Consider the following 16,576-nt stretch of genomic DNA (forward strand, 5'->3'; position numbering starts at 1 on the left):
TCATGCCAGGGCAGTGCGTCGGGCCGGTGTCGCGTCGCCCGGTCAGTTGCCGGCTCGGCGGGGGGGCTCGTCGCCCACGGCCTCGCCGGGCGCGACCGCCGTGTCGGCGGGGTCGCGCTGGGCGCGGCTCGCGGCGAGGAACGGGATCGCGATCGCCGAGATGACGCCGCCCCAGAGGAGCGAGAACCCGTAGCCGCCGACGTCGGCGGCGCGCCCGAGAGCGGGCTGGATGGCGACGCCGCCCGCGCTGCCGAGAAGGGAGTGGAACGACAGCACCGTCGCGCGCTGGGCCGAGGGGATCATGTCGTTGAGGTACGCACGCTGCGCCGGCTGCCCGATCGACGAGGCGATGCCCCACGCCGCTAGGAGTGCGATCGCGACCCACAGCTCGCGCACGAAGAAGAACGCGACGAGCACCGCGGCGGAGGCAGCGGCCGAGGCGAGCAGGAGCGTCGTGCGGCGTCGGACCAGTCGGCGCACGACGGGAGCGAGGGCTCCGCCCGCGATCGAGGCGCCGGAGATCACGGCCGCCGCGAGCCCGGCGAGCGCGTACGCCCCGTCGTCACCTCCGAGCTCGAGCAGGTAGGGCTGCAGCGCGTAGAAGGCGTAGATGCCGACGCCCGTCGTGAACGGCGCGGCGATCATCAGCCAGCGTATGGGCGGCCGCCCGAGCCCGTGCCGCCCCGAGTCCCGCATGACGTCGCGCACGGCGGCGCCCGGCGTCGCGCCGCGTACGGGCGTGAAGCCGAGGTCGCGCATGAGGACGGCGGCGATCACGAGCATCGCCACGAGTAGGCCCGCGCGCACGAGGAACGGCACGCCGAGGTCGGTCGCCTGCGCGATCACGCCGCCCGCGACCGAGCCCGTGAGCATCGCGACGCCCGCGACGACCTGCGCGCGGCCGAAGACGGACTCGAGCGCGCCGCGGTAGCCGGTCGCCTGGAGGGCGTCGACGAGCCAGGCGTCGACGGCGCCGGAGAAGAAGGTGAAGCCCAGGCCCAGCAGCACGGAGACGATCGCCCAGGCCCAGAACGGCGCCTCCTGCACCCACAAGCACCAGTACATGACGGTGGTGACAGCCAGGACGACGGTGCCGAGCAGGTACGACGCGCGCCGGCCCCACGTGTCGGCGACGACCCCGGTCGGGATCTCGAAGATCACCATCCCCGCAGTGAAGAACGCGTTCGCGGCGAAGGCCTCGAGGTTCGAGAGCCCCGCGTCGAGCAGGAAGAGCGTGTTGATGCCCCAGATGAACGACGCTGCCAGGGTGCTCCCGAGAGTGAGCGCGTAGTACGTCCCCTCGACGCGGCGCGGGGTCGGCGCTCGTCGGGTCATGCGCGCGCCGTCTCAGCGGGCGGTGCCGGGGTCGCCGTGCGCGGCCCGGCGGCGCGCGGGGCGAGCGTGACCGCGAAGCCGAGCGCGATCGCCGCGCCGACGACCTGGGCGACGATGAAGGGCCCGGCGCTCGCCGGGGCGATCCCGGCGAAGGTGTCGCTCGCGACGCGCCCGATCGTGATGGCGGGGTTCGCGAAGCTCGTGGAGCTCGTGAAGAAGTACGCGGCGCCGATGTACGCGGCCACCGCCGGGGCGATGAGCGCGTCCTTCTCCTGTCGGATGAGGAGCAGGATGACCGCAATCAGTCCCGCCGTCGCGATGACTTCGGCGAGGAGGGTCGCGGGCTCGGCGCGGTCGGTCGTGCTGAGCGCGACGGCCGGCAGCCCGAACATCAGGTTCGCGAGCGCGGCTCCGGCGAGGCAGCCCGCGACCTGCGCGGGGATGTACACCGCGGCGTCGACGCGCCCGATGCGGCGCAGGGCGAGCATGACGAGGGTGACCGCCGGGTTCAGGTGCGCACCGCTGAGCCCACTGAGCGCGGCGATGAGCACAAAGAGCCCGAAGACGGTCGCGATCGCGTTCATGAGCAGCTGCACGCCGACGTCGTCGGTGAGCCGCGTCGCCATGACGCCCGAGCCGATGACGACGGCCGCGAGACCCGCGGCACCGAGACCCTCGGCGAGAGCGCGTCGCCCGAGGGCGAGCGGAGCGGGCGCGGGGTCGGCGGCGGCGATCATGGTGCGATGCTACGCCCGTTGATAGACTGTCGTCTATGAGTGGAGAGGCGATGGGGGATGGCGCGCTCCGCGCGCTCACCGACCCGACCCGCGCGGCGATCGTCCGTCTCCTCATCGCCGCCCCTGACGGGCGCGCCACCGTCGGGGCGCTCGCGGACGCGCTCGAGCTCACCCAGCCCACCGTCTCGCACCACATGGCGCGTCTGCGCGATCTCGGCCTCGTCACGGGCGAGCCGGAGGGGCGACGGGTCTGGTACTCCGTCGCGCCGGACGAGCTCGATCGCGTCTCAGACGTGCTCGACACCGCTCCGGCGGCGCGCATGACCGGCCATGTGCTGCAGCGCATCATCGGCGACCTTGCCGTGCGGTTCGATGGCACCTTCTCGCGAGGCACCGTCGAGCGATACGTGCTCGAGAGCTACGACCTCCTTGCGGACGGCGCGCGCATCACGCGCTTCCTGCCTTCGCTCACCGCACGGTTCGCGGCCGATCGCCTGGGGGCGCTCGCCGCCGTCGAGCGCCGCGACGAGACCGATCGGCCGCTCGAGGTGCTCTTCGTCTGCGTCCAGAATGCGGGGCGCTCTCAGCTCGCCGCAGCCATCCTGCGCCAGCTCGGCGGCGATCGGGTGAGCGTGCGCACGGCCGGCTCGGCCCCCGCCGACGCGGTGCGCGCCTCCGTGATCGCCGCGCTCGACGAGATCGGCGTGCCGCTCGGCGGTGAGTTCCCCAAGCCGCTCACTGACGAGGCCGTGCGGGCCGCCGACGTCGTCGTCACGATGGGGTGCGGCGACGCGTGCCCGGTCTACCCGGGGCGGCGCTATCTCGACTGGGCGGTCGAGGACCCGGTGGGGAAGCCGCTGGAGGACGTGCGTCGCATCCGCGACGACATCGACGCTCGTGTGCGGGGGTTGCTCGGCTCCATCGCGTGAACAGCCGATGAACTCGGCGTCAGCGGACGTCAATCGCATAGATCACGGTCTATGATTACGAGCATGAGCGATCAGCGCATCCCCACCGTCCTCTTCGTCTGCGTGCACAACGCCGGCCGCTCGCAGATGGCCGCCGGCTACCTGCAGCACCTCGCGGGCGACCGCGTGCAGGTGCTCTCCGCGGGATCGGCGCCGAAGGAGCAGATCAACCCCGTCGCGATCGACGCCATGGCGGAGGAGGGCATCGACATCGCGCACAACGTGCCGAAGGTGCTCACGACCGAGGCGGTGCAGGAGAGCGACGTCGTCATCACGATGGGCTGCGGCGACGTGTGCCCCGTCTTCCCCGGCAAGCGCTACGAGGACTGGGAGCTCGACGACCCGGCCGGGCAGGGGATCGACTCGGTGCGCCCCATCCGCGATGAGATCAGGCGCCGCATCGAGGTGCTTGTCGGCGAGATCCTCCCCGCCTGATGAGCGAGCCCACCGGGGCGGTGCCCGACGTCGTCGGCCGCATCGGCGAGCGGCTCAGTGAACGCTACCGCGGCATCTTCAATGCCCAGACCGTGCAGGCGGTCGTCGACGGCAGCTACCTCCTGCTCGCGCGTGACGCGAAGGTGACGCAGTTCCTGCCCTCGCTCACGGCGCACTTCGCCGGTGACCGGCTCGCGGCGCTCGCCCGCGCCGACGGACTCGTCCCCTCTGAGACGCCCTCCGTCCTCTTCGTGTGCATCGAGAACTCCGGCCGCTCGCAGCTCGCGGCGGCCGCCATGCGCGCGATGGCGGGCGATGGCGTCATCGTCATGAGCGCGGGCTCGCAGCCCGCTGTCCGGATCGCTCCGGCCGTCGCCGAGGTGCTCGACGAGGTCGGCATCCCCGTCGTCGACGAGTACCCCAAGCCCCTCACGGAGGAGCTCGTCCGCGGCGCCGAGTACGTCATCACGATGGGCTGCGGGGATGCCTGCCCCGTCCTCCCGGGGCGCCGCTACGAGGACTGGCCGATCGCCGACCCGTCCGGCGCGGGCCGCGCGGGAATGCGCGTCACGCGCGACGCGATCATCGCGCACGTCGAGGGCCTGCTGGCGGAGATCCGCGCGGATCGCGCGGGGCGAGGCTGACCGCCGCCCCCCGCGTCCGCGCCCATTTCGTCCGTCCCGCCCGAGCGCACGTCGTCCTGTTCCGGGCGCCTCGTCCTCATTCGGGCGCACGGACTGCCCGGATCAGTACGGAGTGCGTCAGGGCGCGAGCGGCACGCGGCCGGGGGCGCAAAAGCAGCGCGCAGACTCGCTACGAGTCGACGCGATGCGCCGTCTCCTCCTCGTGGAGAGTGAAGCGGTAGCCGACGTTGCGCACGGTGCCGATGAGCGACTCCATGTCGCCGAGCTTCGCGCGCAGGCGCCGCACGTGCACGTCGACCGTGCGGGTGCCGCCGAAGTAGTCGTAGCCCCACACCTCGCTTAGCAGCTGCTCGCGCGTGAAGACCCGGCTGGGGTTCGCGGCGAGGAAGCGCAGGAGCTCGAACTCCTTGAAGGTGAGGTCGAGCGTGCGGCCGTGCACCTTGGCCGAGTAGCTGGCCTCGTCGATCACGACGCCGGAGGCCTTGATCATGTTCGATCCGTTGTCGCGCGACTGGCGGCCGATCGCGATGCGGAGCCGGGCATCCACCTCGGCGGGCCCCGCCGCGTCGAGGATGACGTCGTCGATCCCCCATTCGGCGGTGACGGCCGTGAGGCCGCCCTCGGTGATGACGAGGAGGAGCGGCGAGCCGGCGCCCGTCGCGGTGAGGATCTTGCAGAGCCCCTTCGCGGCGGCGAGGTCGGCGCGGCCGTCGACGATGATGGCGTCGGCCGGCGGCGCGCCTACGAGGGCCGCAGGCTCCGCCGGAATGATGCGGACCCTGTGGCTGAGGAGTCCTAGCGCGGGCAGAACGTCGCTGTTCACCTGCGAGGTCAGGATCAACAGCTGAGCCACTCGTCCTCCAGGGTGTCAGGCTCAGTCTACAAGCGCTCTAGCATGGGGGGATGCGCCGGACCCTCGCGACCGCGATCCCCGTCTGGGTGGCCGTCGTCGCGGGGGTCGTCGTCCTCGTGACCGTCGGGCGGCCCGAGGTGTGGCTGCCCTCCGTCCCCGTCATCGGCGCAGGCGCATTGCTCCTGACGTTCCTCGTGCAGGTGAGCCTGCAGTCGAAGGACGGTCTCGTGAAGCGGATGCTCGTCAGCGTGACGGGCGTCGTGGCGATCCTCGCGATCGCCTCCTTCGCGATGCTCCTCTCAGTCGGCAGCGCGTAGACTGAGCGCATGCTGCTCGCGATCGAAATCTTCTTCCTCGGCCTCCTAGGTCTGGCGTCGCTCGCGATCGGCGGCGTCTCCATCGTGGTGCTGCGCAACCTCTACCGCGGCCAGCGCTGACATCGGCGGCGTCGTGTTCAACCTCGACACGAGCCTGCCAGCCGAGCTCGCTCCGCTCTCGTGGCTCATCGGGGTCTGGGAGGGCACGGGCGTCGTCCACTACGACGACGCCGGCACCACTCGCGAGCACGAGTTCGGCCAGCGCGTGAGCTTCAGCCACGACGGCCTGCCCTACCTCAACTACTCGTCCACGACGTGGATCCTCGACGAGTCGCTCACCCCCCTCAACGCCGAGGCCGGCTACTGGCGCTTGCACCGACCCTCGCAGCCGGGCGACCCCGGCCCCGGAATGCTGCCCGGCGTCGGAGACCGCCCCTACCCGAGCGCCGAGGCCGTCGAGACCCTGCGCACGTCGCGCGGCGACTTCGAGATCGAGGTCGCGCTCATCCACCCCGGCGGCGTGAGCGAGCTCTACCTCGGCACCGTCGACGGGCCGCGCATCGACCTGCAGACCGACGCCGTCATGCGCTCGGCGAGCGCGAAGGAGTACGCCGCCGCGACGCGCCTCTACGGCCTCGTCGACAACCGGCTGCTCTGGGCGTGGGACATCGCCGCGCTCGGCAACGACCTCCGCACCCACGCCTCGGGGACGCTGACCCGTGTCGACTGAGTCCGCCTTCCTGAGTCTCCCCGGCGCGGTCGCCGGCGGGGCGGGCGCGGCCGACGGCATCGTCACCGCGGCCCACTACGGCGACCCCGTCTCCGAGCAGCGGATGCTCGCCGCGGGCCGCGCGATCGTCGACCTCTCCGACCGCGGCGTCGTGACCGTCACGGGCGACGACCGCCTGCGCTGGCTCGACTCGCTCACCTCGCAGGCCGTCGGGCAGCTCGCGCCGGGATCGAGCGCGGAGACTCTGCTTCTCGACCCGCAGGGGCGGCTGGAGCACAGCATCCGTCTGCTCGACGACGGCGCGACGGCGTGGCTGCTCGTCGACGGCGAGCAGGCGCTGCCGCTTGCCGCCTGGCTCGATCGCATGCGGTTCATGATGCGCGTCGAAGTCGCCGATGCCAGCGCCGAGTGGGCGACGATCGGGCAGCTGCAGCCGGAGGGCGCCCGGCTGCTCGTCTCGCCCGCCGAGCCGAACGGCATGCCGCTCGTCTGGCGCGACCCGTGGGTCGACGTGCAGGTCGGCGGCTGGCAGTACGCGGGCGTCGAGACGCACCCCGGGGCGGAGTTCCCCGCGGTCGAGGTGCTCGTTCCTCGCGCGTCACTGCCGGGGCTCGTGGCGGGTCTGCAGGCGGGGCTCGCCCACGTCGCCGGCTCGCTCGCTCTCGACGCGCTGCGCATCGCCGCCTGGCGCCCGCGGCAGAGCGACCTCGACGAGCGGTCGATCCCGCACGAGTTCGACTGGCTGCGCTCGGCCGTGCACCTGTCGAAGGGCTGCTATCGCGGGCAGGAGACCGTCGCGAAGGTCCACAACCTCGGGCACCCGCCCCGCCGACTCGTGATGCTGCACCTCGACGGCACGCTCTCGCTGCTGCCCGCGCCCGGCTCGGCCGTGCTGCGCGACGGCGTCGAGGTCGGCCGCGTAACCGCCGCGGCGCGCCACCACGACCTCGGGCCGGTCGCGCTCGCCGTCGTGAAGCGCTCCCTCGCCGTCGACGCCCCGCTCGTCGTCACCGCCGAGGTGCCAGGCGCCGACGGCGCCGCCACCGGCGAGACCGCCGAGATCGCAGCCGCCCAGGAGGTCGTCGTGCCGCCCGAGGCGGGCGCGACCGCCGGGGTGCCGCGCATCCCGCGCCTCGGCGCCGTCCGCCGCTAGCGTCGAGTCGTGACGGTGTCGGCGCGCGCGGCCAGCGGAGACGACCGTGGCTGAGCACCGCGATGCGATGGCGCGGCTGGAGCGCAGCATCCGTCGCCGCATGGATGCCCGCATCGCCGCCCAGCGCGTCGTGCGCTCGCTGCCGGCGATCGCGCAGATCGTCGTCGCAGCGGTCGCGGCCTACGCCATCGCGACGTACGGTCTCGGGCACGAGCTGCCCCTCGTCGCCGTGACGGTGACGATCGCGGCGCTCGGTCTCGCACGCGATGCCAGGCCGCGCCGGGTGCTGGAGACCGTCGTCGGCATCTCGGTCGGGATCGCGGTGTCCGCGGTGCTCGTCGTGCTGCTCGGCCAGGGCGTGTGGCAGATCGCGGTGATCCTCGGCGTGACGCTCGTCATCGCGCGGGCACTGTCGCCGTCGGCCGCGTTCGCGATCGCCGCGGGCGTCCAGTCGATGCTTGTCGCGGTGCTGCCCGCCCCCGAGGGCGGGGTGTTCGCGCGCGTGCTCGACGGACTCATCGGCGCGGTGGTGGCGCTCGTCGTTACCGCGCTCATCCCGCGGCTCGACGTGCTCCGCTCGCGCGGGGAGTCGCGCGCGCTCTTCTCCGTGCTCGACCAGGCGCTGACCGGGCTCGCCGACGCGCTGCGGCGCGGCGACGAGCCCGCCGCCGACCTCGCGCTCGCGCGCAGTCGTCGCACGCAGCCTCTCGTCGACGAGTGGACGCAGACCCTCGAGTCGGCGCGCGCTGTCGCCGCCTACTCGCCCTGGCTCCGCCGCGGGCGGGCGCGGCTCGCCGCCGAGGCCGACCAGCTCGCGGCCGCCGATCTCGCCACGCGGCACGTGCGGTCGATCGCGCGGCGCGTCGACATCCTCGTGCGCGACGGCGTCGAGCGCCCCGGCCTCGCGGGGCTGCTCGACGAGGCCGCGGTGATCGTGCAGGCGCTCGGCCGCAGCGTCGACGACCCTGCCGAGCGTGACCGGGCGCGGCTGCTCGGGCTCGCGATGGCCGGCGAGCTCGCGCCCGAGCTGGTGCCCGGGGCGGTGACGGTGCCCGACCAGGTGATCGTCGTGCTGCTGCGCTCGCTCGTGTTCGACGTGCTCGTCACGGTGGGCCTCACGCCCGAGCAGGCGCGGCAGGCACTGCCGCCGATCTAGGGCGGGCGGAGTTCGCGGGCCGCGCGCCTGCCCGACCGCGCCGTGCCGCGGTGCCAAATGCAGGCGGCGGCCGCCCCTGCCTCGGCGTGTCGCGGCGACACGCCGGCGTCGCCAGCACGGGATCCTGCATTCGGCATTCGGCATTCGGCACCCGGCACCCGGCATGCGCGGTGGGCCCGGTCGACGCGAACGCGCCTACTCGTCGATCGCGAGCGCCCCGTCGCGCGGCGCTACCGCGGCCCACGGCAGCGTCAGCTCCCCGAGCCGCCAGCGCGTCACTCCGTCGCGCACGGGCCAACCGGCATCGCGCAGCCCCTGCACAGCGGCGACCCAGCGCTGCCGGGCCGAGAACGTCGCGAGCGGGGCCTGCCGCGCCCACTGCGCGTCGAGCGCCCGCAGCAGTTCATGCACGCGCTCGCCCGGCACGTTGCGGTGGATGAGCGCCTTCGGCAGCCGCTCGGCGACGACCGACGGACCGCCGACCTCGGCGAGCGAGTCGAGGTGCAGCGCGATCGTGAAGGTCTCGGGCCCGTTCGCGGCGACGGCTCCCGCCGAGCCCGACGAGGGCCCGGCCACTCCCGGCGCGCCGCCCGCCGCCCCCGCCGCCCCGGCGGCCCGCAGCCCGATCCAGCTCCCGACCCGGCCGACCTCGTTGCACGTGCCTTCGAGCAGCAGTCCGCCGGGCTGCAGTCGCGCGAGCATCGTTGCCCAGGCCTCGGCGACCTCGGCCTCGTCGTACTGCCGAAGCACGTTCGCCGCGCGGATCACGGCGGGCCGGGCATCCCCTGCAAGAGGCGTCTCGAAGCCGCCGACCGCGAACGCGAGCCCCTCGCGCGCGAACGGCGCCGCCGCGGCGACGCGCGCCGGGTCGATCTCGATGCCGACGACGCGCACATCCGAGCGCACGGACCGCAGGCGCGACAGCAGCTCGAGCGGGGTGCGGTGCGAGGCGCCATAGCCGAGGTCGACGACGAGCGGGTCGGCCGCGTGCCGCAGCGCGGGGTGCGCGGTGATCCAGCGGTCCATGCGGCGCAGGCGGTTGACACCGGTCGTCCCGCGCGTGATGCGGCCGCTGGCACCGCGCGTCGCCGTCATGCCGTCATTCTCGCGGATGCCCGGCGCTGGCTAGGCTGGATGCCATGTCGCACACGCTGATCCTGCTCCGTCACGGCCACTCCGTCTGGAACGAGAAGAACATCTTCACCGGCTGGGTGGACGTCGAACTGACCGAGCAGGGCCGCGCCGAGGCGCGCCGCGCCGGCGAGCTCATCGCCGAGTCGGGCCTCGCCCCGCGCATGCTCTACACGAGCCTCCTCAAGCGCGCGATCCAGACCGCGAACATCGCGCTCGACGCCGCCGACCTCGACTGGCTGCCCGTCAAGCGCAGCTGGCGCCTCAACGAGCGCCACTACGGCGCGCTGCAGGGCCTCAACAAGGCCGAGACCCTCGAGAAGCACGGCGAAGAGCTGTTCATGACCTGGCGCCGCAGCTTCGACACCCCGCCGCCGCCGCTCGACGACGACGCCGAGTACAGCCAGGTTCATGACCCGCGCTACGTCGGCATCGACGGCGAGGTGCCCCGCACCGAGAGCCTCAAGCTCGTCATCGACCGCATGCTGCCCTACTGGGAGAGCGACATCACGAAGGACCTCGCGACGGGGCAGACGGTGCTCGTCGTCGCGCACGGCAACTCGCTGCGCGCGCTCGTGAAGCACCTCGACGGCATCGGAGACGACGAGATCGCGAGCCTCAACATCCCGACGGGAATCCCCCTCGTGTACGAGCTCGACGACGACTTCATGCCGATCAAGCCCGCCGAGTACCTCGACCCGGAGGCCGCCGCCGCCGGCGCCGCCGCGGTCGCGAGCCAGGGCAAGAAGTAGGCGAGGGGCCACCGCGCCCATGCTGCGCTTCGCGGTCGTCGCCTTCCTCGACGACGTCGCGCTCGAGGCCGAGTTCGACGCCGATGAGGTGCCCCTCCACGTGAGCCTGCTGGGCGCCGCATCGACCGAGGCCGACCTCGACCAGGTCGTGTCGGCGGTCGAGGCCGCGTACTCGAGCCACGGCGTGTTCGTCGCGCGCGGCGGCGATGACGAGCTCGTGGGCGCCGACGAGATCGAGGCGACGCTCGTCGACGACGACGGCGATCTGGCGGATGCCCACCTCGCGCTCGTCGTCGACCTGCGAGATCTCGGGGTCCGCGTCGACGACCCGAGCCTCGTCGCCCGGCGGTATCGGCCGTTCGTGGCCGTCGCCGCCGAGTCGGATGACCGCGCGGGCCGCATAGAGCGCGGCGAGCGCCTCGAGCTCCGCGCCGTCGCGGTGCTCGACCTCGCCCCCGACGGCGACCCCGACCGGGTGTGCGTCGTGGATCAGTTCCCGCTGCTGTAGCAGCGGGAACCATGAGTCACTGTCCGCTGCTTTAGGAGAAGGGCCCCACCATGACGCGCATCGCCCGCATCGAGATCAGCGGCACCGGGCCGAACCTCCTCGACCCCGACGTGATGGGCGCCCTCGAGCGGAGCATCCTCGACGCCGACGCCGACCCGGAGATCACGGGCGTCCTCCTCACGGGCGCGGGCGACAGCTTCTGCGGCGGACTCGATGTCGCCGCGATCCGTGCGGGCGCCGACCCGGTCGCCTTCGCGAGCGCGCTCGTGAACCTGCTGCGGATCTTCCCGACGCTCCGCACTCCGATCGCCGCGGCGGTGAACGGGGATGCCGTCGCCTCAGGAGCCTCGATCGTCGCCGTCTGCGACTACGCCGTCGCGACCCCGAGCGCGCGTCTTGGCACCTTCGAGGTGAGCGTCGGGGTCTGGCCGATGATCGCGCAGGTCCCGCTCGTGCACCGCATCGGGCCGCGCTTCGCGATGGAGAACATCGGCTCGGGCGAGCCGTTCACGGCCGAGCGGGCGCGCGAGGTGGGCCTCGTCAACGCCGTGCGCGAGCCGGCCGCGGTCGAGTCCGCGGTCGAGTCGTGGCTCGAGGCCGCCTCGCGCGGGGGAGCCGCGGTGGCCGCGGGCCGCCGCGCGTTCTACGAGCTCGGCGAGCTCGGCTACGACGACGCGCTGCAGTCGTCGCTCGAGCGCTTCGCGGCGATGTTCCGCGACAAGGCCTGACGCGCGTCCGCCCGGCTCGTCGCGGAGACTGGCTAGTCGCCCTGCGGCACCCAGTCGCCGGTCGCGAGGTACTGGACCTTCTTCGCGATCGACACGGCGTGGTCGGCGAAGCGCTCGTGGTAGCGCGAGGCGAGGGTCGCATCGACCGTGTCGACGGCCTGACCCTTCCACGTCTCGCCGAGGACCTTGTCGAAGACGCTCAGATGCAGGGCATCGACCTTGTCATCCTCGTTGCGGATCGCCTCGGCGATCTTGACGTCCTCCGTCGTGAGCAGCTCGACGAGCATGCGCGCGATCTGGACGTCGAGCTGGCCCATCTCGGCGAAGGTCGGGCGCAGGCTCTTCGGGACGACCTTCTCGGGGAAGCGGTATCGCGCGAGCTGAGCGATGTGCTCGGCCATGTCGCCCATTCGCTCGAGCGAGGCGCTGATGCGCAGGGCGCTCACGACGATGCGGAGGTCGCGGGCGACGGGCTGCTGCCGGGCGAGGATGTTGATCGCGAGCTCGTCGAGCTCGGCGGCGGCGATGTCGATCTTGTCGTCGTCGGCGATGACGGTCTCGGCGAGCGAGACGTTCGACTCGGTGAAGGCCCGCGTGGCGTTCTCGATCGAGATGGCGACGAGGGTCGAGATCTCGACCAGGCGCTCCTGCACCTCTCGCAGCTCCTGCTGGAAAACTTCGCGCATCGCGTCACGTCCTAGTTCTGTTTCTTCCGGGCGGCACAGTCGTCGCCCAATCTGGCCACCTTCGGTGAACGCCGGGTGACTCGAGGGTGAACTCTCGCGCACCGGCGACCGGCGCCCCCTCCCCGGTGATCCAGGGCGGTGAGTGGTGTCTAATCTAGTGCTCATGGACTCGGCACTGCTGGTGCCCCTCGCGCTGCTCCTCGGCGCGATCATCGGGGGAGGCGCCGTCGCCACGGTCGTCGCCGCAGCCCGGCGGGGCCGTGTCGCGGCCGAAGTGGTGTCGACCGCGGTGCCCGACGGCGTCAGCCACGTCCTCGAGGTCCTCGACTCCGCGGGGGTCGTGCTCGATCCGAGCAACAACGTCGTCAAGGCGAGCCCCGGCGCCCTGACTCTCGGGCTCGTCTGGCAGTGGTCGCTCGTGCACGCGCCGCTCATCGAGCTCGTCGACCGCGTGCGGCGATCGGGCGATGCCCTGACGGAGGACGTCGACATCGCGCGCGGACCTCTCAGCGATGCGAGCATCCACCTCACGGTGCGCGTCGCGCGCCTGGGCACGCGCTTCGTGCTGCTGCTCGCCGAGGACCGCACCGAGTCGGTGCGCCTGGAGGCGGTGCGACGCGACTTCGTGGCCAACATCAGTCACGAGCTCAAGACCCCGATCGGGGCGATCAGCCTGCTGGCCGAGGCGCTCGAGCAGGCTTCGGACGACCCTGAGCAGGTGCGGCGGTTCGCCAAGCGCATGAGCAAGGAGTCGAAGCGCCTGGCGCACATGACGCAGGAGATCATCGAGCTCAGCCGCCTGCAGGCGGCGGACGCGCTCACGGATCCCGAGATCGTCGACGTCGACCGCGTCATCCAGGCGGCCATCGACCAGAACCGCGTTGCCGCCGAGTCGAATCGCATCTCACTCGTCTCCGGCGCGGCGAGCGGCGAGCACGTGTGGGGCGACGAGGGCATGCTCCTGACCGCCGTGCACAATCTCATCATCAACGCCGTGCAGTACTCGCCGTCGCCATCGCGCGTCGGCATCGGCGTCACGGCGCACGACGACGTCGTCGAGATCGCGGTGACTGATCAGGGCATCGGGATCCCCGAGGAGGATCTCGACCGCGTCTTCGAGCGCTTCTTCCGCGTCGACCAGGCCCGTGCCCGCGCGACCGGCGGCACCGGCCTCGGCCTCAGCATCGTGAAGCACGTCGTGCAGAACCACGGAGGTGACGTGCGCGTCTGGTCGCAGCCGGGCCACGGCTCGACCTTCACCCTCCGGCTCCCGCGGGCGACCGCGGACTCCCCGACCACCGCCCTCCCGTCGAAAGCACGCACATGACCCGCATCCTCATCGTCGACGACGAGCCTTCGCTCAGCGAACCCCTCGCCTACCTGCTCGGTCGGGAGGGGTACGAGACGGCCGTCGCAGAAGACGGCCCGGCCGCGCTCGCGGAGTTCGAGAGCACCGGCGCCGATCTGATCCTGCTCGACCTCATGCTCCCCGGGCTCCCCGGCACGGAGGTCTGCCGCGAGATCCGCCTCCGGTCGAGCGTGCCGATCATCATGCTCACGGCGAAGGACAGCGAGGTCGACATCGTCGTCGGGCTCGAGCTCGGCGCCGACGACTACGTGACCAAGCCGTACTCGACGCGTGAGCTCCTCGCGCGCATCCGCGCCGTCCTCCGCCGTCGCGTCGACGACGTCGACATCGACGACGGCACCCTCGAGGCGGGGGGAGTCCGCGTCGACGTCGACCGCCACCAGGTGAGCGTGAACGGCCGCGAGATCGCGATGCCGCTCAAGGAGTTCGAGCTGCTCGAGCTGCTGCTGCGCAACGCCGGCCGCGTCCTCACGCGGGGGCAGCTCATCGATCGCGTGTGGGGCGCCGACTACTTCGGCGACACCAAGACGCTCGACGTGCACGTCAAGCGCATCCGCTCGAAGATCGAGGCCGACCCGTCGAACCCGCAGCTTCTGCTGACGGTGCGCGGGCTCGGCTACCGCTTCGAGGCGTAGCAGGCGGCGGATGCTCGGCGCGGGTCGCCCGAGGCGCGAGCCGCGCCCGCCCGCCTAGGAGCTCGGGACGTAGAGCTCGTACTCGGGTAGCGCGCCGTCGAGCACGGGGACGAGCAGCTCGCTGCCCGGCTCGTCGCCGTACTGGAAGAAGACGGGGTAGAGCGCACCCGGGGTGACCTCGACGCCCTCGATGATGATCTGCTGCTGCTCCGGGCCGCCGAGAACGGTCGAGCCGCTCCCGTCGACGAGCACGCGCTCGCTCTCGCGGCCCGACTCGCCCTCCCACTGGATGGTGACGGCCCTGTCGGAGTCGCTCTGGTTGACGAGCGAGACGACGAGATTCAGCGTCTCGCCGTCCTCCGTGATGAGCAGGGCGTTGCGGACGGCGATGTCGCCGACCACCGTGCCGGTGCCGTCGCTGGGCTCGTAAGGGATGTTCGTGGCGATCTCGGCGTCGAAGGTGCAGCCGGTCGTTCCCACCATCAGCGCCGCGGCAAGGGCAGTCGTCATCGCCCAGCGGTTTTTCACGAATAGCCTCCAGAGCCCGTCGAGTCGGCGGTCGCCGGCGCGGAATCCACGTCTGCCCAGGAGCGACCTCCCCCAGTCTAGCCAGGTCGTGCGCGCCCTACCGCGCACCGCCGCCCTACATCCGAGCGCGACCCGCCCGGGGATGCTGAGAAATGCCTGTGGTAGAATCGAGGTTCTGCGGAAGGACCACCATCCATGATTTTCCAGGTCGGCGAAACGGTCGTGTACCCCCATCACGGGGCCGCAACCATCACCGAAGTCAAGACCCGAATCATCAAGGGCGAAGAGAAGCTGTATCTCAAGCTCAATGTGACTCAGGGCGACCTCACCATCGAAGTCCCTGCTGACAACGTCGACCTCGTCGGCGTTCGCGACGTGATCGGCCAGGAGGGCCTCGACAAGGTCTTCGAAGTTCTCCGCGCCCCCTTCACCGAGGAGCCGACCAACTGGTCGCGCCGCTACAAGGCCAACCTCGAGAAGCTCGCGTCGGGCGACGTGATCAAGGTCTCCGAGGTCGTCCGCGACCTCTGGCGTCGCGATCAGGATCGCGGCCTCAGCGCGGGCGAGAAGCGGATGCTCGCGAAGGCGCGACAGATCCTGATCTCCGAGCTCGCCCTCGCCGAGAAGACGGACGAGGAGAAGGCCTCGAGCGTCCTCGACGAGGTCCTCGCGTCCTGATCCGTGGCGCCAGCCGGGTCCGTGGCGATCGTTGACGCCTCCACCGCTCCGGCGGTCGGCATCGTCATCGTCGCCGCGGGCAGCGGCACGCGCCTCGGGCATCCCGAGCCGAAGGCGTTCGTCGTCGTCGGCGGCCGATCCCTCCTCGAGCGCGCCCTCGAGGCATCGTTCTCGCTGAGCGAGCCCGCCTCGATCGTCGTCGTCGCGCCCGCCTCCCACCGCGCCGGGGCCGAGGAGATCGCGATGCGCGTCGCCGGCGCCGCGCGCGACAGCGTTCGCGTCGTCGTCGGCGGCGCGACGCGCCAGCAGTCCGTCGGCGCGGGACTCGCGGCGCTGCCGGAGGGCACGCGCGAGGTCCTCATCCACGATGCCGCGCGGGCGCTGCAGCCCGTCGCGGTGTTCGAGCGCGTCGTCGCCCGCATCCGCGCCGACGGCGTGGGAGTCGTCCCCGCCCTCCCCGTCGTTGACACGATCGCCCGTCGGGCCGCCGACGACCGGGTCGTGGAGCCCGTCGATCGCGCGGACCTCGCGGTCGTGCAGACGCCGCAGGGGTTCCCCTTCCCGCTCTACCGTGCGGCGCTCGCCAGCGCAGCGGCAGACCACACCGACGACATGGGCGTGCACCGCGCCGCCGGGCAGCCCGTCGTCGTCGTGGAGGGCGACGCGCGCGGCTTCAAGATCACGACCCCGTGGGATCTCCGGCGCGCCGAGCAGCTGCTCGGCGCCGAGCGGCCCGCGCTGCGCTCGGGCATCGGCATCGACGTGCACGCGTACGATGAGCGCGCTCCGCTCTGGCTCGGCGGCCTGCACTGGCCCGAGGAGCCCGGGCTCGCCGGCCACAGCGACGGCGACGCGATCAGTCATGCGATGTGCGACGCGCTGCTCTCCGCCGCCGGGCTCGGCGACATCGGCTCGCGCTTCGGTGTCGATGATCCGCGCTTCGCCGACGCGCGCGGCGAGGTGTTCGTGACCGCGACGCTCGGGCTCGTGCGCGCCGCGGGCTTCGAGGTCGTGAACGTCGCGGTGCAGATCGTCGCGCGTCGGCCGCGCTTCGCTCCACGCCGTCTCGAAGTCGAGGCCCTCCTCAGCCGGCTAGTCGGAGCGCCCGTGAGCGTGTCGGCGACCACGAGCGACGGGCTCGGGTTCACCGGCCGCGGGGAGGGCGTCACGGCGGTCGCGACGTGTCTGCTCGTCGCGACCCCCGCCGCCGCCGACCCTCGCCGATAGGCTGAC

At 72.3% G+C, this 16,576-nt stretch carries 20 protein-coding genes; 14 read left to right on the plus strand and 6 right to left on the minus strand.

Annotated features, from left to right (window positions below):
* Positions 1-42 precede the first annotated feature (42 nt).
* A complete protein-coding gene (locus tag FHX53_RS09010; RefSeq protein ID WP_182491014.1) occupies positions 43-1,335 on the minus strand; it encodes an MFS transporter in 1,293 nt (430 codons plus the stop codon).
* Positions 1,332-2,072: an aquaporin gene (locus FHX53_RS09015; RefSeq protein ID WP_182491015.1), complete on the minus strand. Its 741-nt coding sequence runs from the start codon at positions 2,070-2,072 to the stop codon at positions 1,332-1,334. Before FHX53_RS09015 ends, FHX53_RS09010 begins: the two co-directional genes overlap by 4 nt.
* Before the next feature lie 35 nt (positions 2,073-2,107).
* Here FHX53_RS09015 and FHX53_RS09020 point away from each other — a divergent pair, with 35 nt between their 5' ends.
* The 3 genes from FHX53_RS09020 to FHX53_RS09030 all read left to right on the plus strand — a co-directional run bounded on the left by FHX53_RS09020 (position 2,108) and on the right by FHX53_RS09030 (position 4,119).
* The gene (locus FHX53_RS09020) at positions 2,108-3,001 is read left to right on the plus strand and encodes a metalloregulator ArsR/SmtB family transcription factor (protein WP_246335606.1); all 894 of its coding nucleotides are present in this window, start codon (positions 2,108-2,110) and stop codon (positions 2,999-3,001) included.
* Positions 3,002-3,064: 63 nt separating this feature from the next.
* Positions 3,065-3,475 (plus strand): arsenate reductase ArsC, encoded by a 411-nt coding sequence (locus tag FHX53_RS09025; RefSeq protein WP_182491016.1) that lies wholly within the window; start codon positions 3,065-3,067, stop codon positions 3,473-3,475.
* Complete coding sequence (locus tag FHX53_RS09030) at positions 3,475-4,119, plus strand: arsenate reductase/protein-tyrosine-phosphatase family protein (RefSeq protein WP_182491017.1); 645 nt, start codon at positions 3,475-3,477, stop codon at positions 4,117-4,119. Before FHX53_RS09025 ends, FHX53_RS09030 begins: the two co-directional genes overlap by 1 nt.
* Before the next feature lie 169 nt (positions 4,120-4,288).
* Here FHX53_RS09030 and FHX53_RS09035 read toward each other — a convergent pair whose 3' ends face one another.
* The gene (locus FHX53_RS09035) at positions 4,289-4,972 is read right to left on the minus strand and encodes a winged helix-turn-helix domain-containing protein (RefSeq protein WP_182491018.1); all 684 of its coding nucleotides are present in this window, start codon (positions 4,970-4,972) and stop codon (positions 4,289-4,291) included.
* Between the two features lie 50 nt (positions 4,973-5,022).
* Here FHX53_RS09035 and FHX53_RS09040 point away from each other — a divergent pair, with 50 nt between their 5' ends.
* The 4 genes from FHX53_RS09040 (at position 5,023) to FHX53_RS09055 (ending at position 8,328) form a co-directional block, all read left to right on the plus strand.
* Positions 5,023-5,289: a hypothetical protein gene (locus FHX53_RS09040; protein ID WP_182491019.1), complete on the plus strand. Its 267-nt coding sequence runs from the start codon at positions 5,023-5,025 to the stop codon at positions 5,287-5,289.
* Positions 5,290-5,422: 133 nt separating this feature from the next.
* Positions 5,423-6,019 carry a heme-binding beta-barrel domain-containing protein gene (locus FHX53_RS09045; RefSeq protein ID WP_182491020.1) on the plus strand — a complete coding sequence of 199 codons (597 nt, stop codon included), beginning with the start codon at positions 5,423-5,425 and terminating at the stop codon, positions 6,017-6,019.
* Positions 6,009-7,172, plus strand: coding sequence for a CAF17-like 4Fe-4S cluster assembly/insertion protein YgfZ (gene ygfZ, locus FHX53_RS09050; RefSeq protein ID WP_182491021.1), 1,164 nt, complete (start codon positions 6,009-6,011; stop codon positions 7,170-7,172). Before FHX53_RS09045 ends, ygfZ begins: the two co-directional genes overlap by 11 nt.
* 46 nt (positions 7,173-7,218) lie before the next feature.
* Positions 7,219-8,328 (plus strand): FUSC family protein, encoded by a 1,110-nt coding sequence (locus FHX53_RS09055; RefSeq protein ID WP_182491022.1) that lies wholly within the window; start codon positions 7,219-7,221, stop codon positions 8,326-8,328.
* 195 nt (positions 8,329-8,523) lie between these two features.
* Here FHX53_RS09055 and FHX53_RS09060 read toward each other — a convergent pair whose 3' ends face one another.
* Positions 8,524-9,423 (minus strand): class I SAM-dependent methyltransferase, encoded by a 900-nt coding sequence (locus FHX53_RS09060; RefSeq protein ID WP_182491023.1) that lies wholly within the window; start codon positions 9,421-9,423, stop codon positions 8,524-8,526.
* Positions 9,424-9,467: 44 nt separating this feature from the next.
* Between FHX53_RS09060 and FHX53_RS09065 the strand changes: the two genes are divergently transcribed.
* Genes FHX53_RS09065 through FHX53_RS09075 form a run of 3 tightly spaced genes read left to right on the plus strand, consistent with a single transcriptional unit; the run spans position 9,468 to position 11,447 of the window.
* Positions 9,468-10,211, plus strand: coding sequence for a phosphoglyceromutase (locus FHX53_RS09065; protein ID WP_182491024.1), 744 nt, complete (start codon positions 9,468-9,470; stop codon positions 10,209-10,211).
* Positions 10,212-10,230: 19 nt separating this feature from the next.
* The gene (locus FHX53_RS09070) at positions 10,231-10,719 is read left to right on the plus strand and encodes a hypothetical protein (RefSeq protein WP_182491025.1); all 489 of its coding nucleotides are present in this window, start codon (positions 10,231-10,233) and stop codon (positions 10,717-10,719) included.
* A gap of 50 nt (positions 10,720-10,769) precedes the next feature.
* Positions 10,770-11,447, plus strand: coding sequence for an enoyl-CoA hydratase/isomerase family protein (locus tag FHX53_RS09075; protein WP_182491026.1), 678 nt, complete (start codon positions 10,770-10,772; stop codon positions 11,445-11,447).
* Between the two features lie 32 nt (positions 11,448-11,479).
* On the opposite strand, the gene phoU is transcribed toward FHX53_RS09075, so the two are convergent.
* The gene (phoU, locus tag FHX53_RS09080; RefSeq protein ID WP_182491027.1) at positions 11,480-12,133 is read right to left on the minus strand and encodes a phosphate signaling complex protein PhoU; all 654 of its coding nucleotides are present in this window, start codon (positions 12,131-12,133) and stop codon (positions 11,480-11,482) included.
* Between the two features lie 163 nt (positions 12,134-12,296).
* Between phoU and FHX53_RS09085 the strand changes: the two genes are divergently transcribed.
* Positions 12,297-13,460, plus strand: coding sequence for a sensor histidine kinase (locus FHX53_RS09085; protein ID WP_182491028.1), 1,164 nt, complete (start codon positions 12,297-12,299; stop codon positions 13,458-13,460).
* Positions 13,457-14,137: a response regulator transcription factor gene (locus FHX53_RS09090; RefSeq protein WP_182491029.1), complete on the plus strand. Its 681-nt coding sequence runs from the start codon at positions 13,457-13,459 to the stop codon at positions 14,135-14,137. Before FHX53_RS09085 ends, FHX53_RS09090 begins: the two co-directional genes overlap by 4 nt.
* 54 nt (positions 14,138-14,191) lie before the next feature.
* Here FHX53_RS09090 and FHX53_RS09095 read toward each other — a convergent pair whose 3' ends face one another.
* Positions 14,192-14,647, minus strand: a complete 456-nt coding sequence (locus tag FHX53_RS09095; RefSeq protein WP_182491030.1) for a hypothetical protein — start codon at positions 14,645-14,647, stop codon at positions 14,192-14,194.
* Between the two features lie 213 nt (positions 14,648-14,860).
* Between FHX53_RS09095 and FHX53_RS09100 the strand changes: the two genes are divergently transcribed.
* Both FHX53_RS09100 and ispD read left to right on the plus strand, forming a co-directional pair.
* The gene (locus tag FHX53_RS09100; protein WP_182491031.1) at positions 14,861-15,343 is read left to right on the plus strand and encodes a CarD family transcriptional regulator; all 483 of its coding nucleotides are present in this window, start codon (positions 14,861-14,863) and stop codon (positions 15,341-15,343) included.
* A 3-nt stretch (positions 15,344-15,346) separates the two neighbouring features.
* Entirely contained in the window at positions 15,347-16,570 is a 1,224-nt protein-coding gene (gene ispD / locus FHX53_RS09105; RefSeq protein ID WP_182491032.1) for a 2-C-methyl-D-erythritol 4-phosphate cytidylyltransferase, read from the plus strand.
* The last annotated feature ends 6 nt before the right edge of the window (positions 16,571-16,576 follow it).

Origin of the sequence: Microcella alkalica (assembly GCF_014137945.1) — a bacterium.
Lineage (GTDB): Bacteria > Actinomycetota > Actinomycetes > Actinomycetales > Microbacteriaceae > Microcella > Microcella alkalica.

What these genes read in the sequence shown, in the direction of transcription:
- FHX53_RS09010 (WP_182491014.1), bottom strand. Translation starts at nt 1,335, where the DNA reads ATGACCCGACGAGCGCCGACCCCGCGCCGCGTCGAGGGGACGTACTAC.
- FHX53_RS09015 (WP_182491015.1), bottom strand. Translation starts at nt 2,072, where the DNA reads ATGATCGCCGCCGCCGACCCCGCGCCCGCTCCGCTCGCCCTCGGGCGA.
- FHX53_RS09020 (WP_246335606.1), top strand. Translation starts at nt 2,108, where the DNA reads ATGAGTGGAGAGGCGATGGGGGATGGCGCGCTCCGCGCGCTCACCGAC.
- FHX53_RS09025 (WP_182491016.1), top strand. Translation starts at nt 3,065, where the DNA reads ATGAGCGATCAGCGCATCCCCACCGTCCTCTTCGTCTGCGTGCACAAC.
- FHX53_RS09030 (WP_182491017.1), top strand. Translation starts at nt 3,475, where the DNA reads ATGAGCGAGCCCACCGGGGCGGTGCCCGACGTCGTCGGCCGCATCGGC.
- FHX53_RS09040 (WP_182491019.1), top strand. Translation starts at nt 5,023, where the DNA reads ATGCGCCGGACCCTCGCGACCGCGATCCCCGTCTGGGTGGCCGTCGTC.
- FHX53_RS09060 (WP_182491023.1), bottom strand. Translation starts at nt 9,423, where the DNA reads ATGACGGCGACGCGCGGTGCCAGCGGCCGCATCACGCGCGGGACGACC.
- FHX53_RS09065 (WP_182491024.1), top strand. Translation starts at nt 9,468, where the DNA reads ATGTCGCACACGCTGATCCTGCTCCGTCACGGCCACTCCGTCTGGAAC.
- FHX53_RS09070 (WP_182491025.1), top strand. Translation starts at nt 10,231, where the DNA reads ATGCTGCGCTTCGCGGTCGTCGCCTTCCTCGACGACGTCGCGCTCGAG.
- FHX53_RS09075 (WP_182491026.1), top strand. Translation starts at nt 10,770, where the DNA reads ATGACGCGCATCGCCCGCATCGAGATCAGCGGCACCGGGCCGAACCTC.
- phoU (WP_182491027.1), bottom strand. Translation starts at nt 12,133, where the DNA reads ATGCGCGAAGTTTTCCAGCAGGAGCTGCGAGAGGTGCAGGAGCGCCTG.
- FHX53_RS09085 (WP_182491028.1), top strand. Translation starts at nt 12,297, where the DNA reads ATGGACTCGGCACTGCTGGTGCCCCTCGCGCTGCTCCTCGGCGCGATC.
- FHX53_RS09090 (WP_182491029.1), top strand. Translation starts at nt 13,457, where the DNA reads ATGACCCGCATCCTCATCGTCGACGACGAGCCTTCGCTCAGCGAACCC.
- FHX53_RS09095 (WP_182491030.1), bottom strand. Translation starts at nt 14,647, where the DNA reads ATGACGACTGCCCTTGCCGCGGCGCTGATGGTGGGAACGACCGGCTGC.
- FHX53_RS09100 (WP_182491031.1), top strand. Translation starts at nt 14,861, where the DNA reads ATGATTTTCCAGGTCGGCGAAACGGTCGTGTACCCCCATCACGGGGCC.